The sequence below is a fragment of the Caenimonas aquaedulcis genome (genome assembly GCF_015831345.1).
GTDB classification, from domain to species: domain Bacteria; phylum Pseudomonadota; class Gammaproteobacteria; order Burkholderiales; family Burkholderiaceae_C; genus Ramlibacter; species Ramlibacter aquaedulcis.
This window is the reverse complement of record NZ_JADWYS010000001.1, coordinates 4,160,079-4,175,722: the sequence shown is the minus strand read 5'-3', so window position 1 is coordinate 4,175,722 and position 15,644 is coordinate 4,160,079. Positions and strand designations below refer to the sequence as shown.

Genomic DNA, 15,644 nt, shown 5'->3' with positions numbered 1-15,644 from the left:
CCACGCGTGCCTTTTCGGCATCGTCCAGATAGGAAGTCTTGCCGCTTCGCAATTTGAGGACCGGAATCGACACAGGTCCGCCTGGATGTCGATGCCCTTGGGAGCCCCCCACATTCACCGCCCCATAGGAAGGTTATGGGCAGGGCGCCATCGATCCCGCACCGGCGCGGCGAGTAAAATCAATCACCGGGCCCAAGCATTTGCGGCCCGGTTTGCATTGCCGCCCCGAGCGGCTGCCGCCGGGCCGAATCCAAGCGCTCACTCGTTGTTCAACGATCCTTCTGGAGCTTGGTATGGAAATCTTCGATTACGACAATGTCCTCCTGCTGCCGCGCAAGTGCCGCGTGGAAAGCCGCTCGGAATGCGACGCCGGCGTGGAGCTCGGCGGGCGCACCTTCCGCATCCCCGTGGTGCCGGCCAACATGAAAACGGTGGTGGACGAAAAGATCTGCCTCTGGCTGGCGAAGAACGGCTACTTCTACGTGATGCACCGCTTCGACCTGGACAACGTCGAATTCACGCGGCGCATGCATTCGCAAGGCGCTTTCGCGTCCATCTCGGTGGGCGTGAAGCCGGCCGACTACGACGCCGTGGACCGGCTCGCCGCCGAAGGGCTCGTTCCCGAGTACGTCACCATCGACATCGCGCACGGACATGCCGACACCGTCAAGGACATGATCGCGCACCTGCGCGCGAAGCTGCCTTCGACCTTCATCATCGCGGGCAACGTCGGCACGCCCGAGGCCATCATCGACCTGGAGAACTGGGGCGCGGATGCGACCAAGGTCGGCATCGGCCCCGGCAAGGTGTGCATCACGCGCATGAAGACGGGCTTCGGCACGGGCGGCTGGCAGCTCTCGGCGCTCAAGTGGTGCGCGCGCGTCGCGACCAAGCCGATCATCGCGGACGGCGGCATCCGCGAGCACGGCGACATCGCCAAGAGCGTGCGTTTCGGCGCGACCATGGTGATGATCGGCTCGATGCTGGCCGGCCACGAGGAATCGCCCGGCGAAACGGTGGACGTCGACGGCAAGCTCTTCAAGGAGTATTACGGCAGCGCGTCGGACTTCAACAAGGGCGAGTACAAGCACGTCGAAGGCAAGCGCATCCTCGAACCCGTGAAGGGCCGCCTGCCCGACACGCTGCGCGAGATGGAGGAAGACGTCCAGAGCTCCATCAGCTACGCGGGCGGCCGCAAGCTGATGGACATCCGCAAGGTGAACTACGTGATCCTCGGCGGCGACAACGCCGGCGAACACCTGCTCATGTAGTGCCGCGGGGCGACGGCGGCGTCAATGCGGGAACATGCCCGGCGGTGACGACTCGCCGAAGACGCCCGGCGCGGTCGGCCGTTTCGCCGCGCGCGCCTGCGTGGCGCCGCAGCTGCCCGTGGCCAGGTAATCCAGCGCCACACGCGTGCGGTTCTCGTTGGCATCGCCGAGCTGGTGATCCAGGTCGTCCGCCGCGGGACAGTCGGGCGCGAAGCCCGCGGTGAAGCCGCCCACGCCCAGCGCATTGAGGCACTCGAATTCCACCGCGTTGTAAGTGATGCCACAGTCGTCGTGCGGAACGAACCCGTACGGCTTGCCGTAGGTGGTCGCGCCGACCAGCACGACGTCGACGAACGGGCGCAACCCGTTGACGAGCAGCTCGCTCGCCGAGGCCGTCGCCTCCGAACCGATCACCACGACGCGAGGAAGTCCCTGCGGCAAGGGCTGCGCGAAGTCGTCCGCCGACGTCTTGAAGCGCACCTGCTGCGTGGCGCTGGCCTGCTTGTCGTTGAAACGCAGGTACGCGTAAAGCTCCCCGGCCGTGCGCGCGCCGCCGATCATGCTCGCGAGGTCGCGCGAGGTCGCGACGCTGCCGCCGCCGTTGTAGCGCAGGTCGAGGATCAGCTCGCCGATGCCGGCGAGGTTGAAACGCGTGAATGCGAGGTTCAGCGCCGGAACGCTGTAGCCCACGAACTGGCTGTAGTCGATGTAGCCGACCTTCACCGGCACGCCGTTGCGGGTGATGTCGAAGATGGCCGTGGCGGCGACCGGGGTCAATGCGAAATCCCCGGACTCGACGTCCAGCGTTCGCGGGCGTCCCGCGCCGTCGATGATGTTGAAGATCCGGTGCACCCCCGGCGTGTTGACGATCGCCAGGGCGCCGGCCGCGATGTCCTGCGCGCCGAACCCGTCGATCGAGAGGATGGTGTCGCCCCGCATGAGGCCCGCCCGCGCCACCGGGCTCGCGGGCTCCGTGTTGCGCACGCGCAGGACGGTGCGCGACGCATCGGCCCAGGCCAGCGCATAGCCGTAGCCGACGCGCCGCCCTTCGGTGAAGAGGGCGTTGTGCGCTGCAGTGGATTCGGCGAAGCTGAACCGGTCCGTCGGCGTGAACAGCATCGACTGGAAGTACGCATCCATCGAGGCCGCCGACTCGTCCGGCGTGCGCAATTGGGGATACCAGTAGTAATGGTCCTGCATGTAGGCACGCAGCGAAGCGCGCTGCTGCGCGACCGAACACGCATCGCTGGCCGCCGTCGGCGCGTCGGGCCCGGACGAGCCGCCGCAGGCCTGGAGCAGCAGGCTCAAGGCCGCCAGCATCAACCACTTCATGACAAATTCCTCAATCTCGCAACAGCTTCAACGCGAGCCCGTTCTCACGCGAGCCGGGCGAAAGGAGTGACTCCAGCGCCGTGAAATGGTTCAACCCCGGCAGCGCCTCGCACACGGGCACGGCCTTCGCGCCCCAAGCCTTGCGGATCGATTCGTTCTGCCGAAGGTACTCGTCGCTCTCATCCCCGCCGACCACGGCATGGAGCGCGCCGCCATGCGCCGGCGCCGGGAGCCGGGCGGGGCTCGCCTGGCGCACCTGCTGCGCGGTGAGGTGGAGCGACGACTGCAGGTAGGGCGAATGCATGACGGGCTCGAGGTCGAACAGGCCGGAGATGGACAGTGCTGCTTTGACCAGGTCGGGGGGCAGGTCCTTCGCATACGCCGTCCACACGCACGACAGCATCATCGCGGCGAGGTGGCCGCCCGCGGAGTGGCCGGCCACGACGATGCGGGAAGGATCGCCGCCGTGCCTGGCGATGTTCCGGTATGTCCAGGCGAGCGCACCGACCATCTGCATCACGATCTGCGGGATCGTCACCGCCGGGCACAGCGCGTAGTTCGGGATGACGACGCAAGCCCCCGCCTGCGTGAATGCCGGCGCGATGAACGAATGCTCCTTCTTGTCCAGGCTTCGCCAGTACCCGCCGTGGATGAAGAAGAGGACCGGCGCATGGGAATCCGCGCACGGAAAGATGTCCAGGTGCTCGCGCGGCCCGCCGCCGTAGCGCACGTCCAGCTCGCGCGGCTGCGAGCGCATCGCGTCCGCCGAGTCCGCCGCCCAGCGCCTGAAGTGCTCGGCATGCGCCGGCACGCGCGCGCGGTTGTTGTACTGGGTGTCCAGGTAGTCGCTGTCGTAGGAGGTTTTCATGGGAGGCATCGGAAAGAGGCCCGCATCTTGGCACAGGGCACCCCGGGCGTCCCGCTTGCGAAAGCGGGACGAGCACTGTATTCTGTATACAGAATTCCGCAACCCTGCCCATGCCCGCCCGCCTCCTGAAGCTGGAAACCGCGCCCGACCTCGTCGACCGCGTCTACACGAGCCTGCTCGACGCGATCAGCGAGGGCTCGCTCGCGCCCGGCTCGCGCATCACGCAGGAGGACATCGCCGAGAAGCTCGCCGTTTCGCGCCAGCCCGTGCTGCAGGCCCTGCGCCTGCTCAAGAAGGACGGCTACGTGCAGGACGCCCCGGGCCGCGGCCTGCTGGTCGCGCCGCTCGACGCGGAATGGATGCTGATGGTCTACCAGGTGCGCGGCGCGCTCGACGCACTGGCCGCGCGGCTGGCCGCGCAGCGGCGCGTGAAGCTGGATGCCAGGCTCATCGAGCAGGGGCGCAAGGCCGCGCGCGGCCGCAACGTGAAGGCGATGATCGATGCGGACCTCGCCTTCCACACCGCCATCTACGCCGCGTCGCGCAATGCGCTGATCGAGCAGAGCGCGCGCCTGCACTGGGGCCACCTGCGCCGCGTGATGGGTGCGGCGCTCCAGCAAGCCGGCCAGCGCGAGGCGGTGTGGGACGAGCATGAAGCCATCGCCCGCGCCATCGCCGCGGGGGACGGCGCGCGTGCCGCGCGGCTGATCGAAGAACACAGCCAGCACGCGGGGGACAACCTCGCCGGGCAGCTGACCCAGGTGTTGAAGACCCGTGAAGGAGACAAATCATGAAACTCACCGCACAACAGCTCGAGCAGTTCGACCGCGAGGGCTACCTGTTCTTCCCCGGACAGTTCAAGCCCGGGGAAGTGAGGACACTCACCGACGCGGTGCCCGAGCTGTACAGCCGACGCGAGGCCTACAACGTGCGCGAGAAGGGCAAGGACGCCGTGCGGACCAACTTCGCGGCGCACATGTACAGCGAGCCCTTCGCTCGGCTGGCCCGCCACCCGCGGATGGTCGGGCCCGTGATGGATCTCTTCGACGAAGAGGTCTACATGCACCAGTTCAAGATCAACGGCAAGATGGCCTTCGAAGGCGACGTCTGGCAATGGCACCAGGACTACGGGACCTGGCTGAACGACGACATGATGCCCACCGAACGCGCGATGAACGTCGCGATCTTCCTGGACGACGTGAACGAGTACAACGGCCCGCTCATGTTCATCCCGGGCAGCCACAAGAAGGGCGTGGTCGAGGCGAAGCACGACCTCACCACCACGAGCTACCCGCTCTGGACGGTGGACAACGACCTGATCGAGCAGCTCGTGGAGCGGGCCGGCGGCAAGAACGGGGGCATCGTCTCGCCCAAGGGCCCGGCCGGCTCCATGATCCTCTTCCACAGCTGCCTCGTGCACGCATCGGTCAGCAACCTCTCGCCATGGAATCGCGTGGCCGTGTACCTGAGCCTGTGCGCCGTCAGCAACCACATCCGGCGCTTCAAGCGGCCGGAATTCATCGCGCATCGCGACTTCACGCCGATCGAGATGCTGCCCGACGACTGCCTCCTCGAGCCCTACCCCGTCGACCTGCCGTGGAAGAACGGCCTGCCCGCCAGCGCGCTGCAGACCTCCCCGGTCCCCTTCGATGAAATGAAGCGCGCAGCATGAGCCTCCACGCCCAACTCCAGCAGCGCGCCGCGGCCGGCAAGCCGGTGCGCGTCGGCCTGATCGGCGCCGGCAAGTTCGGCTCGATGTACCTCGCGCAGATCCCGCGCACGCCGGGCGTGCAGCTCGTCGGGATCGCGGACCTGTCCCCGGACGGGGCGCGTGCGAACCTCGCGCGCGTGGGATGGAAGCCCGAACAGGCGGGCGCCTCCTCGCTCGACGATGCCGTCAAGACCGGCGCGACGCACATCGGCGAAGACTGGCAGGCGCTCGTGTCGCATCCGGCCATCGACGTGATCGTGGAGTGCACCGGCCACCCGATCGCGGCAGTGGACCACTGTCTCGCGGCCTTCGCGAACGGCAAGCACGTCGTGAACGTCACCGTGGAAGCGGACGCTTTCTGCGGCCCGCTTCTCGCGCGCAAGGCCGCGCAGGCCGGCGTGATCTACTCGCTCGCGTTCGGCGACCAGCCGGCGCTCATCTGCGACCTGGTGGACTGGGCCCGCACCTGCGGCTTTCCGGTCGTGGCGGCCGGGCGCGGACACAAGTGGCTGCCGCACTTCGCCGAATCGACGCCGCAGACGGTGTGGGGCTACTACGGCCTCACGCCGGAGCAGGCGCAGCGCGGCGGCCTGAACCCGAAGATGTTCAACAGTTTCCTCGACGGCTCGAAGCCGTCGATCGAAAGCACCGCGGTGGCCAATGCGACCGGCCTCACCGTGCCTTCCAACGGCCTGCTTTACCCGCCCGCGAGCGTGGAGGACATCCCCTTCGTCACCCGCCCGATCGCCGAGGGCGGCGTGCTGGAGCGCAAGGGCATGGTCGAAGTGATCTCCTCGCTCGAAGCGAACGGACGGCAGATTCCCTACGACATCCGCATGGGCGTATGGGTCACGGTGGAAGCCGAAACCGAGTACGTGAAGAACTGCTTCGAGGAATACAACGCGCACACCGACCCGAGCGGCCGCTACTTCACGCTCTACAAGCGCTGGCACCTGATCGGCCTGGAAGTCGGCGTGTCGGTGGCGAGCGTGGCGCTGCGCGGGGAGGCGACGGGCGTCGCGACCTGCTGGAACGCCGACGTCGTCGCGACGGCCAAGCGCGATCTGGTGCCCGGCGACGTGCTGGACGGCGAAGGCGGCTACACCGTGTGGGGCAAGCTGCTCCCGGCCCAGACTTCCGCCGCGATGGGCGGCCTGCCACTGGGGCTTGCGCACGACGTCAAGGTGGTGCGCCCCGTGAAGAAGGGCCAGAGCCTCTCCTGGTCGGATGTCGCGGTCGACATGCACACGCACGCCTACAGGATCCGGCGCGAGATGGAAGGGATGTTCGCCGCGCCGGTATTGAAAGCCGCCTGACAGCAATCGCGGGAAGCATCGTCCGATGATGGCCCGTCGCCAGGACAAGGGGAATGGGCTATGAACATCGCGGTGCTGGGCATTGGCTTCATGGGTTTTCCCATGGCCCGCAGGTTGTGCGAAGCCGGCCACGACGTGCACGTGTGGAACCGGTCGCGCGACAAGGCCGAGCGGGTGGCGTCTTTCGGCGCGACCGTGCATGACACGCCGGCGTCGGCGGTCGCGGGCGCCGACTTCGTCGTCAGCATGCTGGAAAGCGGCGCCGTCGTGGAGGACGTGCTCTTCGCGCAGGGGACGGCGAAGGCGATGCGGCGCGGCACGCTCGTCATCGACATGGCGTCGATCAAGCCGCGGGAAGCGCGGGACCACGCCGCGCGCCTCGCGGATTTCGGCGTCGACCACGTCGATGCGCCCGTCTCGGGCGGGACGGCCGGCGCGGAGCAGGGAAAGCTCGTGATCATGGCGGGCGGGAAACCTGCCGACTTCGAACGCGCCCTGCCCGTCCTCAACGTCTTCGGGCGCGCGACCCATGTCGGGCCGCACGGCAGCGGTCAGCTCGCGAAGCTCGCCAACCAGATGATCGTCGGCATCACCATCGGCGCCGTGGCGGAAGCGCTGCTCATGTGCCAGAAGGGCGGCGCGGACATGGGCAAGGTCAAAGAAGCGATCACCGGCGGGTTCGCCGACAGCCGCATCCTGCAGGTGCACGGCCAGCGCATGGTGGAGCGGGATTTCGAGGCGCGCGCACGGATGACGGTGCAGCTGAAGGACATGCGCAACGCGCTCGCCACCGCCAGGGAGATCGGCTTCGAAGCGCCGATCACCGCCCTCTTCGAACAGCTGTATGCGGACGGCGTGGAGCACGGCCTGTCCGACCTCGACCACGCGGGGCTCTTCGTCGAGCTGGCGAGCCGCAACGGCATGGAGTGAGACCCTGGTTTTTTTGGCATAATTCGAGGCTGTCCTCGAAACGGCTGCGTGGATTTGCTAAACTACGCATCGCTGTGGGGGGGTAGCTCAGCTGGGAGAGCGTCGCGTTCGCAATGCGAAGGTCGGGAGTTCGATCCTCCTCCTCTCCACCACAGTTTCTTTTTCAAAAGTGGGTTCTTAGCTCAGTTGGTAGAGCAGCGGACTCTTAATCCGTAGGTCGACAGTTCGAATCTGTCAGGACCCACCACTTTTCCACCACACATTCTGCGATTTCCGGCAACTTCGTGAAGAAGTGTGAAGCCGGGACTCGACGCTCCTGTCGTGTTTGAAAACAATACGACTTCCTCAAACACCGGAGCTGTAATGAAGCGTCAACTGCAACAGGGTTTCACCCTGATCGAATTGATGATCGTGGTCGCGATCATCGGTATCCTGGCCGCCGTGGCCCTGCCCGCATACCAGGACTACACCAAGCGCGCGAAGATGTCGGAGGTCGTTCTGGCCGCATCCGCTTGCCGTACGACCATCACCGAGGTCTACCAGTCCGGTAGCACCACCCCCGCCGCTGACGGCTGGGGCTGCGAGTCTTCGTCGCAGACCAGCAAGTACGTCAAGAGCATCCACACCGACTCCAATGGCGTGGTCACCGTGGAAGCCACCGGCTTCAACGACACCAACATCGACGACAAGAAGATCGTGCTCACGCCCTACGTGAGCGACACCGCCACCTCGGCGATGCCCGCCAACCGCGGTTCCGCCGTGTTCAAGTGGGTCTGCGGCCCCGCAGGCACGAACGGCGTGCTGCCCAAGTACCTGCCGGGCTCCTGCCGCGGCTAAGCGCTGCAAGCGCCATCGAGAAGGGCCCGCACGGGCCCTTTTTTTATGCGTGTCCCGCCTGTGCGGCAAGGTAGACTGCCGCACACGTGAACCCCGACGCAGACCAACTCTGGCGCGCCCCGCGCTGGGCCCTCGCCGCGCTGCTTGCCCTCCTGGGCATGCTCGGCCCTTTCTCCATCGACACCTACATTCCCGCCTTCGCCGGGATCGCGAAGGCGCTCGACGCCACGCCGGTGCAGATGCAGCAGACCTTGTCCGCCTACCTGTTCGGGTTCGCGTTCATGAACCTGTTCCACGGGGCGCTGGCCGACAGCTTCGGCCGTCGGCCCGTGGTCCTGTGGGGCATCGCCGTCTTCACGGTGGCGTCGGCCGGCTGCGCGTTGTCGCAGAACGTGGGCCAGCTCGTCTTGTTTCGCGCGCTGCAAGGCCTTTCGACCGGCGCCGGCATCGTGGTGTCGCGCGCCGTCATCCGCGACATGTTCCCACCGGCGCAGGCCCAGCAGGTGATGAGCCAGGTCACGATCTACTTCGGGGTCGCGCCGGCCATCGCGCCCATCATCGGGGGCTGGCTTTTTGTGCATGCAGGGTGGCACAGCATCTTCTGGTTCCTCACCGGGGTGGGCATCGCGCTGTGGGTCGCGAATTTCAAGCTGCTGCCCGAGACACTGCACGTGGACCAGCGGCAACCGTTCAACGTGCGCAACCTGATGCAGGGCTACTGGCAGCTCGGGTCGAGCCCGCGTTTCCTGCTGCTCGCGCTCGCGAGCGGCGTGCCATTCAACGGGATGTTCCTCTATGTGCTGTGCGCCCCGGCGTTCCTTGGCGACCACCTGGGCCTCGAGCCCACGCAATTCTTCTGGTTCTTCCTGCTCACGATCGCCGGAATCATGGGGGGCGCCTGGGCCAGCGGCCGGCTGGCGGGAAAGATCGCGCCCAAGACCCAGATCCGCCACGGATTCCTCATCATGCTGCTCGTGTCGCTGGTGAACGTCGCCGCGAACTACGCGTTCATTCCATCGGTCACATGGGCACTCATTCCGATCGCGATCTTCGCGTTCGGCTGGGCACTGATGGTTCCGGTGGTGACACTGCTCGTGCTCGATCTCTATCCCGAGCGACGCGGCATGGCGTCGTCGCTGCAGGCCGTGATCGGCTCGACAGCGAACGGCCTGGTGGCGGGCGCGGTGGCGCCGCTGGTGATGCATTCCACGCGCGCAATCGCGCTCACCTCATTGCTGATGATGAGCGTCGGTTTGATCGCGTGGTTGTTCCTGCACAAGCGCTGGCCCGAGACGGGCCGCGCCGTGACTGCCGCCGGCTGAAGCCTTAGTTGGCGGGCTTGTAGGGACGCTTCTTCACGTCGCGCGGCACGAACACCTTGCCGCCGTTGCCGGGCTTGGCCGCCACGTCGCGGCGCGCGCCGAAATCACCGAAGCCGGCCTTGCGGCCGTAACTGTCACCGGTGCCACCACCGGTGCCGGCGCCACGGCGGGCGTCGAATCCGCGCTCTTCACGCGGCGCGTGATTGCCGGCGAAACCCGCCGTGCGCGGTGCACCGAACTTGCGGTCGCGCGAGTAGTTCTCGCGCGGGCCACGGTCGGCGAAGTTCGGGCGCGAGCTGGGCATGCGTTGCTGCGGCTCCAGGCCCGGCACCACTTCGGCCTTGAACTGCTGCTTGGTGTAGCTCTCGATGTCGAAGATCTTGCGGCGGTCGCGGAATTCGGCGAAGGTCACGGCGATGCCGTCGCGGCCCGCGCGGCCGGTGCGGCCGATGCGGTGCGTGTAATCCTCGGCCTTCATCGGCAAGCCGTAGTTGAAGACGTGCGTGATGGTAGGCACGTCGATGCCGCGCGCGGCAACGTCCGTGGCGACCAGCACCTGCACGTGGCCCTGGCGCAGCGCCATCAGGCGGCGGTTGCGCAGGCCCTGGCTCAGCGCGCCGTGCAGCGCCACGGCGTCGAAGCCGGCTTGCTGCAGGTCGTTCGCGAGGCCGTCGCATTCGATCTGCGTGCTGGCGAACACGATCGCCTGGTTGATCGTCGTGTCGCGCAGCCAGTGGTCCAGCAGCTTGCGCTTGTGCTGCGGGCTGTCGGCCCAGAACAGCACCTGCTTGATGTTGACGTGCTTTTCCTGCGGGTTGTCGATCTGGATCTTGCGCGGCTGGCGCATCACGCGTGCGGCGAGCTGCTGGATGCGCGGCGCGAAGGTGGCGCTGAACATCATGGTCTGCTTGCGCTCGATCGTGAGCTTGTTGACTTCGGCGAGGTCGTCGGCGAAGCCGAGGTCCAGCATGCGGTCGCCTTCGTCCACGACGAGGAACTGCACCTTGTCGAGCTTGATCTGGCTGGAGCGCTGCAGGTCCAGCAGGCGGCCCGGCGTGGCGACGACGAGGTCGGCGTTCTGCAGGCGCGCGAGTTGCAGCTGGTAAGGCATGCCGCCCACCACGCTGGCGATGCGCAGGCCGCGGCAATGCTGCACGAGGCCGATGGCGTCGTGCGCCACCTGCTGCGCGAGCTCGCGCGTGGGGCACAGGATCAGCGCGCCCGGCGTGGCGGGCTTGAAGTTGCGCGAGCTGGTCGGGTCCTTGCGCTTCGGGCGCTTCGGTGCGGGTTCGCCCTTGGCGGCGGCTTCCGCCACGGCGCGGTCGAACTCGGCGCGTTCCTGTGCTTCGGCTGCGGCCTGCTGCTGGAGCAGCGTGTGCAGCACGGGCAGCAGGAAGGCGGCGGTCTTGCCGCTGCCGGTCTGGCTGGAGACCATCAGGTCGATGAACTTCGCGTCGGCGTCTTCCGAAGCCATCGCAAGGGGAATCGTCTGCGCTTGCACGGTCGTGGGCTGGGTGAAGCCCAGGTCGGCGACGGCGCGGATCAGCTCGGGCGCGAGGCCCAGTTCGACGAAGCCGTTGGGCACTTCGGGCGCGGCTTCGGGCGTGGCGACGACGGCGGGGGTGCTGTCGAAGGAGGGGCTGGAAAATTCGGCAGGCGCAAAGTCGCCCTGCACTTCAAAAGTGTCGGTCATGGATGGCTCACAAGCGCCCACCGTGAGCGGGCGCAGTCGTCAATGGTTAGAAAACATCAACCATCAAACGACTGTCAGGGCTCCTGGACTCCGGGGGAGTCCGCCTCTGGAGGCCAGGCATTCGAGGCCGGGCCGGTGTGTGAAGGTCAGATGCACGAGGGCTGAGAAGTGATATTGCCTTCTGCAGCCAAGCCAGCGATTATCGCACGTTCAGGGTTTTCCCGCAAGCGGCGGTGTGGGTGCCATCTGCAGGAACGTCTCGCGGTAGTAGGCAAGCTCCTCGATCGACTCGTGCACGTCCGCCAGGGCCGTGTGCTTCTGCTGCTTCTTGAACGCCGCATACACCTCGGGCCGCCAGCGTTTGGCGAGTTCCTTGAGCGTGCTCACGTCGACGTTGCGGTAGTGGAAGTAGGCCTCGAGCTTGGGCATGTACTTCACGAGGAAGCGCCGGTCCTGCCCGATGGTGTTGCCGCACATCGGCGTCGCGCCCTTTGGCACGTACTTGGCCATGAACTCGATGATCTGCTGCTCGGCCTGCGCTTCGGTCACGCTGGAGGCCTTCACCTTGTCGATGAGGCCGCTGCGACCGTGCGTGCCCTTGTTCCAGTTGTCCATCTTGTCGAGTTGCTCGTCGGACTGGTGGATCACGAGCACGGGCCCTTCGATGCGCGGCTCCAGGTTGGGGCCGGTGACGATGACGGCGATCTCGATGAGGCGGTCGACCTCCGGCTCGAGGCCTGTCATCTCGCAGTCGATCCACACGAGGTTCTGGTCGCTCTTGCCGAGCGCGATGGGCATATCGGGGGAGGTGTCTGGCATCTTGCGATTGTCTCCCATGGCCTAAACTTCGCAGGATGACGCCCCCCTATCTCCTCACGCTCGCGTTCGCGGCCTTCCTGCTGGCAGGCATCGCGACGAAGCTGTGGCTCGCGTCGCGCCAGGTGCGGCACGTTGCACGTCACCGGGATGCGGTCCCGGCGCCCTTCGCCGGCACAGTGGCGCTCGCCGCCCACCAGAAGGCCGCCGATTACACCATCGCCAAAACCCGCTTCGGACTGGTCGAGCTGGCGTTCGGCGCCGCCGTCCTGCTGGGGTGGACACTGCTGGGGGGCCTCGACCTGCTCAACCGCGTGCTGGTGGCATGGCTCGGCACCGGGATGTGGCAACAGCTTGCCTTGCTGGTCTCTTTCGCGCTCATCGGCGGACTGCTCGAAATGCCGCTGACGCTCTACGAGACCTTCGTCATCGAGGAGCGTTTCGGTTTCAACAAGATGACCCTGCAGCTGTGGCTCGCCGATCTCGTGAAATCCACGCTGGTGGGCGTCGCGATCGGCCTGCCCATCGCCGCACTGATCCTTTGGCTCATGGGCGCGGCGGGACACCTCTGGTGGCTGTGGGCCTGGGCGGTATGGATGGGCTTCAACCTCCTGCTGCTCGTCGTCTATCCCACCTTCATCGCCCCCCTGTTCAACAAGTTCAAGCCGCTGGACGACGAGGTGCTGCGAGCCCGCGTCACAGAGCTGATGGCCCGCTGCGGTTTCGCGGCCAAGGGCCTGTTCGTCATGGACGGCAGCAAGCGCAGCGCGCATGCCAACGCCTACTTCACGGGCTTCGGCGCGGCCAAGCGCGTGGTCTTCTACGACACCCTGCTCGCCAAGCTCTCGCCCGGGGAAGTGGATGCGGTGCTGGCCCACGAACTCGGGCATTTCAAGCACAAGCACATCATCAAGCGCATCGTCGGCCTTTTCGCGCTCAGCCTGGCAGGCTTCGCGCTCCTGGGATGGCTGGCCGCCCACGCCTGGTTCTACCTGGGCCTCGGGGTCGCGCCCAACATGACGGGTCCGAATGACGCCTTGGCCCTGCTGCTGTTCCTGGTTGCCGTCCCGGTGTTCACCTTCTTCGTGTCGCCGCTGATGGCGCGCCTGTCGCGCAAGCACGAATTCGAAGCCGACGCGTACGCCGTGCGCCAGACGAGCGGTGGCGACCTGTCGACGGCACTGCTCAAGCTCTACGAAGACAACGCATCGACGCTCACACCCGACCCGGTGTTCGTGAAGTTCTACTATTCGCATCCGCCGGCATCCGAACGCCTGGCCCGCATGGCGGCGGGGAGCGCGGCATGAGCACGATGCTCAAGAAAAAGGACTGGTCGCTCCTGCCGCGCAGGGCGTTGACGGCGACGGAAATCGTGACACGCTTGTCCGCGGCGCCGGGGTGGAAACTCTCAGGCGACGGCCCGGACGTCGCCATCGAGAAGACCTTCACCTTCGCGAACTACTACGAAACCATCTCCTTCGTGAATGCGGTCGCCTTCATTGCGAACGCACAGGACCATCATCCCGACCTCTCCGTGCATTACGGCCGCTGCGTCGTGCGCTTCAACACGCACGACGTGAAGGGCCTGTCCGAAACCGACTTCGAATGCGCCGCGCAGGTCGATGCGCTCCTCGCATGAGGACGGGCCTGGTCGTCGCGGCGCACGGACGCCATTGCCTCGTGGAAACGCCGGAAGGCGAACGCGTCATCTGCCACCCGCGCGGCAAGAAGACCAGCGTGGTCGTCGGCGACCGGGTGCGCTGGGAGGCCTCGCACGACGAAGGCACGATCGAGAAGATCGACGAACGCCGCAACCTCTTCTACCGCCAGGACGAAGTCCGCACCAAGTCCTTCGCGGCGAACCTGGACACGGCGCTGATCCTCATCGCGGCGGAACCCGAGTTCTCGGAAAGCCAGCTGTCGCGCGCACTCATCGCCGCGGAGGCCTCGAAGATCAAGCCGCTCATCGGCCTGAACAAGAGCGACCTCGTCGAGCCCTTCGAGCGCGCGTGGGCGCGGCTGCTGCCCTACCAGCACATGCACTACGGCGTGCTGCCGCTGTCGCTGCGGCTCTCCAAGGATGTAGACCGGGAGCACCTGCTGAAGCACCTCGAAGGAAAGACGACGCTCGTGCTCGGGCCTTCGGGCGCGGGCAAGAGCACGTTGATCAACTTGCTCGTACCCGGTGCGACTGCGCTCACCAACGAGATTTCGCAGGCGCTTAATTCGGGCAAGCACACCACGACCAGCACGACCTGGTATTGGGTGGACAAGGCGAACGGCACCGCGCTGATCGATTCGCCAGGCTTCCAGGAGTTCGGCCTGAACCACATCGAGCCGATGCAGCTCGCGTCGTGCATGCCGGACTTCAAGCCGCACCTGGGCCAGTGCAAGTTCTACAACTGCACCCACCTGCACGAGCCGGGATGCGACGTGATCGCGGCCGTCGCCGATTCCGGCGCGGCCGATGCCATCACGCCGTCGCGCTACCGCATCTACCGGGAACTGTTCGACGAACTGTCGCAGCCGGGCCGCTTCTAGCCCGCCTAACCAAGCAGCCGCGCGAGCGTGAGTAGCGCGAGCAGCACCATCCACAGCACGACGCAGCGCCACACCAGCCCGACGATGCTGCGCAAGTGGCCGATCTCGGCCTCGCGGCCCGGGGTGCTTTCGGAATCCTCCATCGCCGCGACGCCGTCGGCGCGGAAGGTCTGCGAGGAATTCGGCGCGAATGCGGAGCGCAGCGCTTCGCCGCCCAGCCGCACGTTCACCGCGCCGGACGTGGCCGCGAGGATCACGCCGTCGTTGTCGTCCGGGAAGCGCTGTGCGTGGTGGCGCCAGCAGTCGATCGCTTCCTCGAAGCTCCCGACCACCGCGAACGCCAGCGCAGTGGCCCGCGCGGGCAGCCAGTCCACGGCATGCCACGCACGCGCAGCGGCCTCCTGCAGCGCCTGACTTGCGGGCTGGGTCTGTGTCCGGCTGCGATGGCTCCAGTAGCGCCCGACGAACTCGCTCATGCGATAGAACACCGCGCCCGCCGGGCCGAAGCCGAAGGCCGCGAGCACCGAGAACCACGCCAGCACGCCGAACACGTGCCGATGCGCGGCGAGCACCGAGTACTCGATGACGTGTCGCACGATCTCGCTGCGCGGCAACTCGCTCGCGTCGACCTGCTGCCATTGCGCCAGCAGTTGCCGGGCCAGCGGTTCGTCGCCGGCATCGAGCGCGTCGCGAATCTCCGTAAAGTGATGGCTGAACTGCCGGAATCCCAGGGTGACGTAGAGCACGGCCACCCCCCACACCACGGCGGCGGGCCAGCCGATCGCGTAGATCAGCCCCCAGTGGATGCCCATCGCGGCGAGGGACGGGACGACGACGGCCAGCGTCCATGCGATCCAGCCGTGTTGCGGCTTGCCCGCATCGAAATTCCGGCTGACCCAGCGCGCCCATCCCCGCAGGCCCGCGTGGATGGGGTTGTGCCTCGCCAGGGGACGCACCTGCTCGATCAGCAGCGCGAAGAGGATCGCGAAGAAGCTCATGGTTCAGCC

15 protein-coding genes and 2 tRNA genes are annotated in these 15,644 nt (G+C 66.7%); 12 read left to right on the top strand and 5 right to left on the bottom strand.

Annotation, left to right across the window (positions count from 1 at the left end; genetic code table 11):
* Positions 1-293: 293 nt before the first annotated feature.
* Positions 294-1,271, top strand: coding sequence for a GMP reductase (locus I5803_RS20215; RefSeq protein WP_196988105.1), 978 nt, complete (start codon positions 294-296; stop codon positions 1,269-1,271).
* Between the two features lie 21 nt (positions 1,272-1,292).
* On the opposite strand, the gene I5803_RS20210 is transcribed toward I5803_RS20215, so the two are convergent.
* Together I5803_RS20210 and I5803_RS20205 are read right to left on the bottom strand one after the other, a co-directional pair.
* Positions 1,293-2,603, bottom strand: a complete 1,311-nt coding sequence (locus tag I5803_RS20210) for a S41 family peptidase (RefSeq protein ID WP_196988104.1) — start codon at positions 2,601-2,603, stop codon at positions 1,293-1,295.
* Positions 2,604-2,613: 10 nt separating this feature from the next.
* Positions 2,614-3,471 carry an alpha/beta hydrolase gene (locus tag I5803_RS20205; RefSeq protein ID WP_196988103.1) on the bottom strand — a complete coding sequence of 286 codons (858 nt, stop codon included), beginning with the start codon at positions 3,469-3,471 and terminating at the stop codon, positions 2,614-2,616.
* Positions 3,472-3,581: 110 nt separating this feature from the next.
* Between I5803_RS20205 and I5803_RS20200 the strand changes: the two genes are divergently transcribed.
* The 8 genes from I5803_RS20200 to I5803_RS20165 all read left to right on the top strand — a co-directional run bounded on the left by I5803_RS20200 (position 3,582) and on the right by I5803_RS20165 (position 9,587).
* Positions 3,582-4,265 (top strand): GntR family transcriptional regulator, encoded by a 684-nt coding sequence (locus I5803_RS20200; protein ID WP_196988102.1) that lies wholly within the window; start codon positions 3,582-3,584, stop codon positions 4,263-4,265.
* A complete protein-coding gene (locus tag I5803_RS20195) occupies positions 4,262-5,143 on the top strand; it encodes a phytanoyl-CoA dioxygenase family protein (RefSeq protein WP_196988101.1) in 882 nt (293 codons plus the stop codon). Before I5803_RS20200 ends, I5803_RS20195 begins: the two co-directional genes overlap by 4 nt.
* Positions 5,140-6,498, top strand: coding sequence for an NAD(P)H-dependent oxidoreductase (locus I5803_RS20190; protein ID WP_196988100.1), 1,359 nt, complete (start codon positions 5,140-5,142; stop codon positions 6,496-6,498). The genes I5803_RS20195 and I5803_RS20190 overlap by 4 nt, the downstream gene beginning before the upstream one ends.
* Before the next feature lie 60 nt (positions 6,499-6,558).
* Positions 6,559-7,428 (top strand): NAD(P)-dependent oxidoreductase, encoded by an 870-nt coding sequence (locus I5803_RS20185; RefSeq protein WP_196988099.1) that lies wholly within the window; start codon positions 6,559-6,561, stop codon positions 7,426-7,428.
* A 76-nt stretch (positions 7,429-7,504) separates the two neighbouring features.
* Positions 7,505-7,580 (top strand) — tRNA-Ala (locus I5803_RS20180).
* A 19-nt stretch (positions 7,581-7,599) separates the two neighbouring features.
* A tRNA-Lys gene (locus I5803_RS20175) sits at positions 7,600-7,675 on the top strand.
* A gap of 116 nt (positions 7,676-7,791) precedes the next feature.
* Entirely contained in the window at positions 7,792-8,265 is a 474-nt protein-coding gene (locus I5803_RS20170) for a pilin (protein WP_196988098.1), read from the top strand.
* 86 nt (positions 8,266-8,351) lie between these two features.
* Positions 8,352-9,587: a multidrug effflux MFS transporter gene (locus I5803_RS20165; protein WP_196988097.1), complete on the top strand. Its 1,236-nt coding sequence runs from the start codon at positions 8,352-8,354 to the stop codon at positions 9,585-9,587.
* A gap of 4 nt (positions 9,588-9,591) precedes the next feature.
* On the opposite strand, the gene I5803_RS20160 is transcribed toward I5803_RS20165, so the two are convergent.
* Positions 9,592-11,280, bottom strand: a complete 1,689-nt coding sequence (locus I5803_RS20160) for a DEAD/DEAH box helicase (RefSeq protein ID WP_196988096.1) — start codon at positions 11,278-11,280, stop codon at positions 9,592-9,594.
* Positions 11,281-11,490: 210 nt separating this feature from the next.
* Complete coding sequence (gene orn, locus I5803_RS20155) at positions 11,491-12,099, bottom strand: oligoribonuclease (protein WP_196988095.1); 609 nt, start codon at positions 12,097-12,099, stop codon at positions 11,491-11,493.
* A 35-nt stretch (positions 12,100-12,134) separates the two neighbouring features.
* Between orn and I5803_RS20150 the strand changes: the two genes are divergently transcribed.
* The 3 genes from I5803_RS20150 to rsgA are packed head-to-tail and all read left to right on the top strand — an operon-like array spanning position 12,135 to position 14,637.
* Positions 12,135-13,403 (top strand): M48 family metallopeptidase, encoded by a 1,269-nt coding sequence (locus tag I5803_RS20150; protein WP_196988094.1) that lies wholly within the window; start codon positions 12,135-12,137, stop codon positions 13,401-13,403.
* The gene (locus I5803_RS20145; RefSeq protein ID WP_196988093.1) at positions 13,400-13,735 is read left to right on the top strand and encodes a 4a-hydroxytetrahydrobiopterin dehydratase; all 336 of its coding nucleotides are present in this window, start codon (positions 13,400-13,402) and stop codon (positions 13,733-13,735) included. Before I5803_RS20150 ends, I5803_RS20145 begins: the two co-directional genes overlap by 4 nt.
* Positions 13,702-14,637 (top strand): ribosome small subunit-dependent GTPase A, encoded by a 936-nt coding sequence (gene rsgA, locus I5803_RS20140; protein WP_196988092.1) that lies wholly within the window; start codon positions 13,702-13,704, stop codon positions 14,635-14,637. Before I5803_RS20145 ends, rsgA begins: the two co-directional genes overlap by 34 nt.
* A gap of 5 nt (positions 14,638-14,642) precedes the next feature.
* Here rsgA and I5803_RS20135 read toward each other — a convergent pair whose 3' ends face one another.
* Positions 14,643-15,635 carry a CobD/CbiB family protein gene (locus I5803_RS20135; RefSeq protein ID WP_196988091.1) on the bottom strand — a complete coding sequence of 331 codons (993 nt, stop codon included), beginning with the start codon at positions 15,633-15,635 and terminating at the stop codon, positions 14,643-14,645.
* Positions 15,636-15,644: the final 9 nt, after the last annotated feature.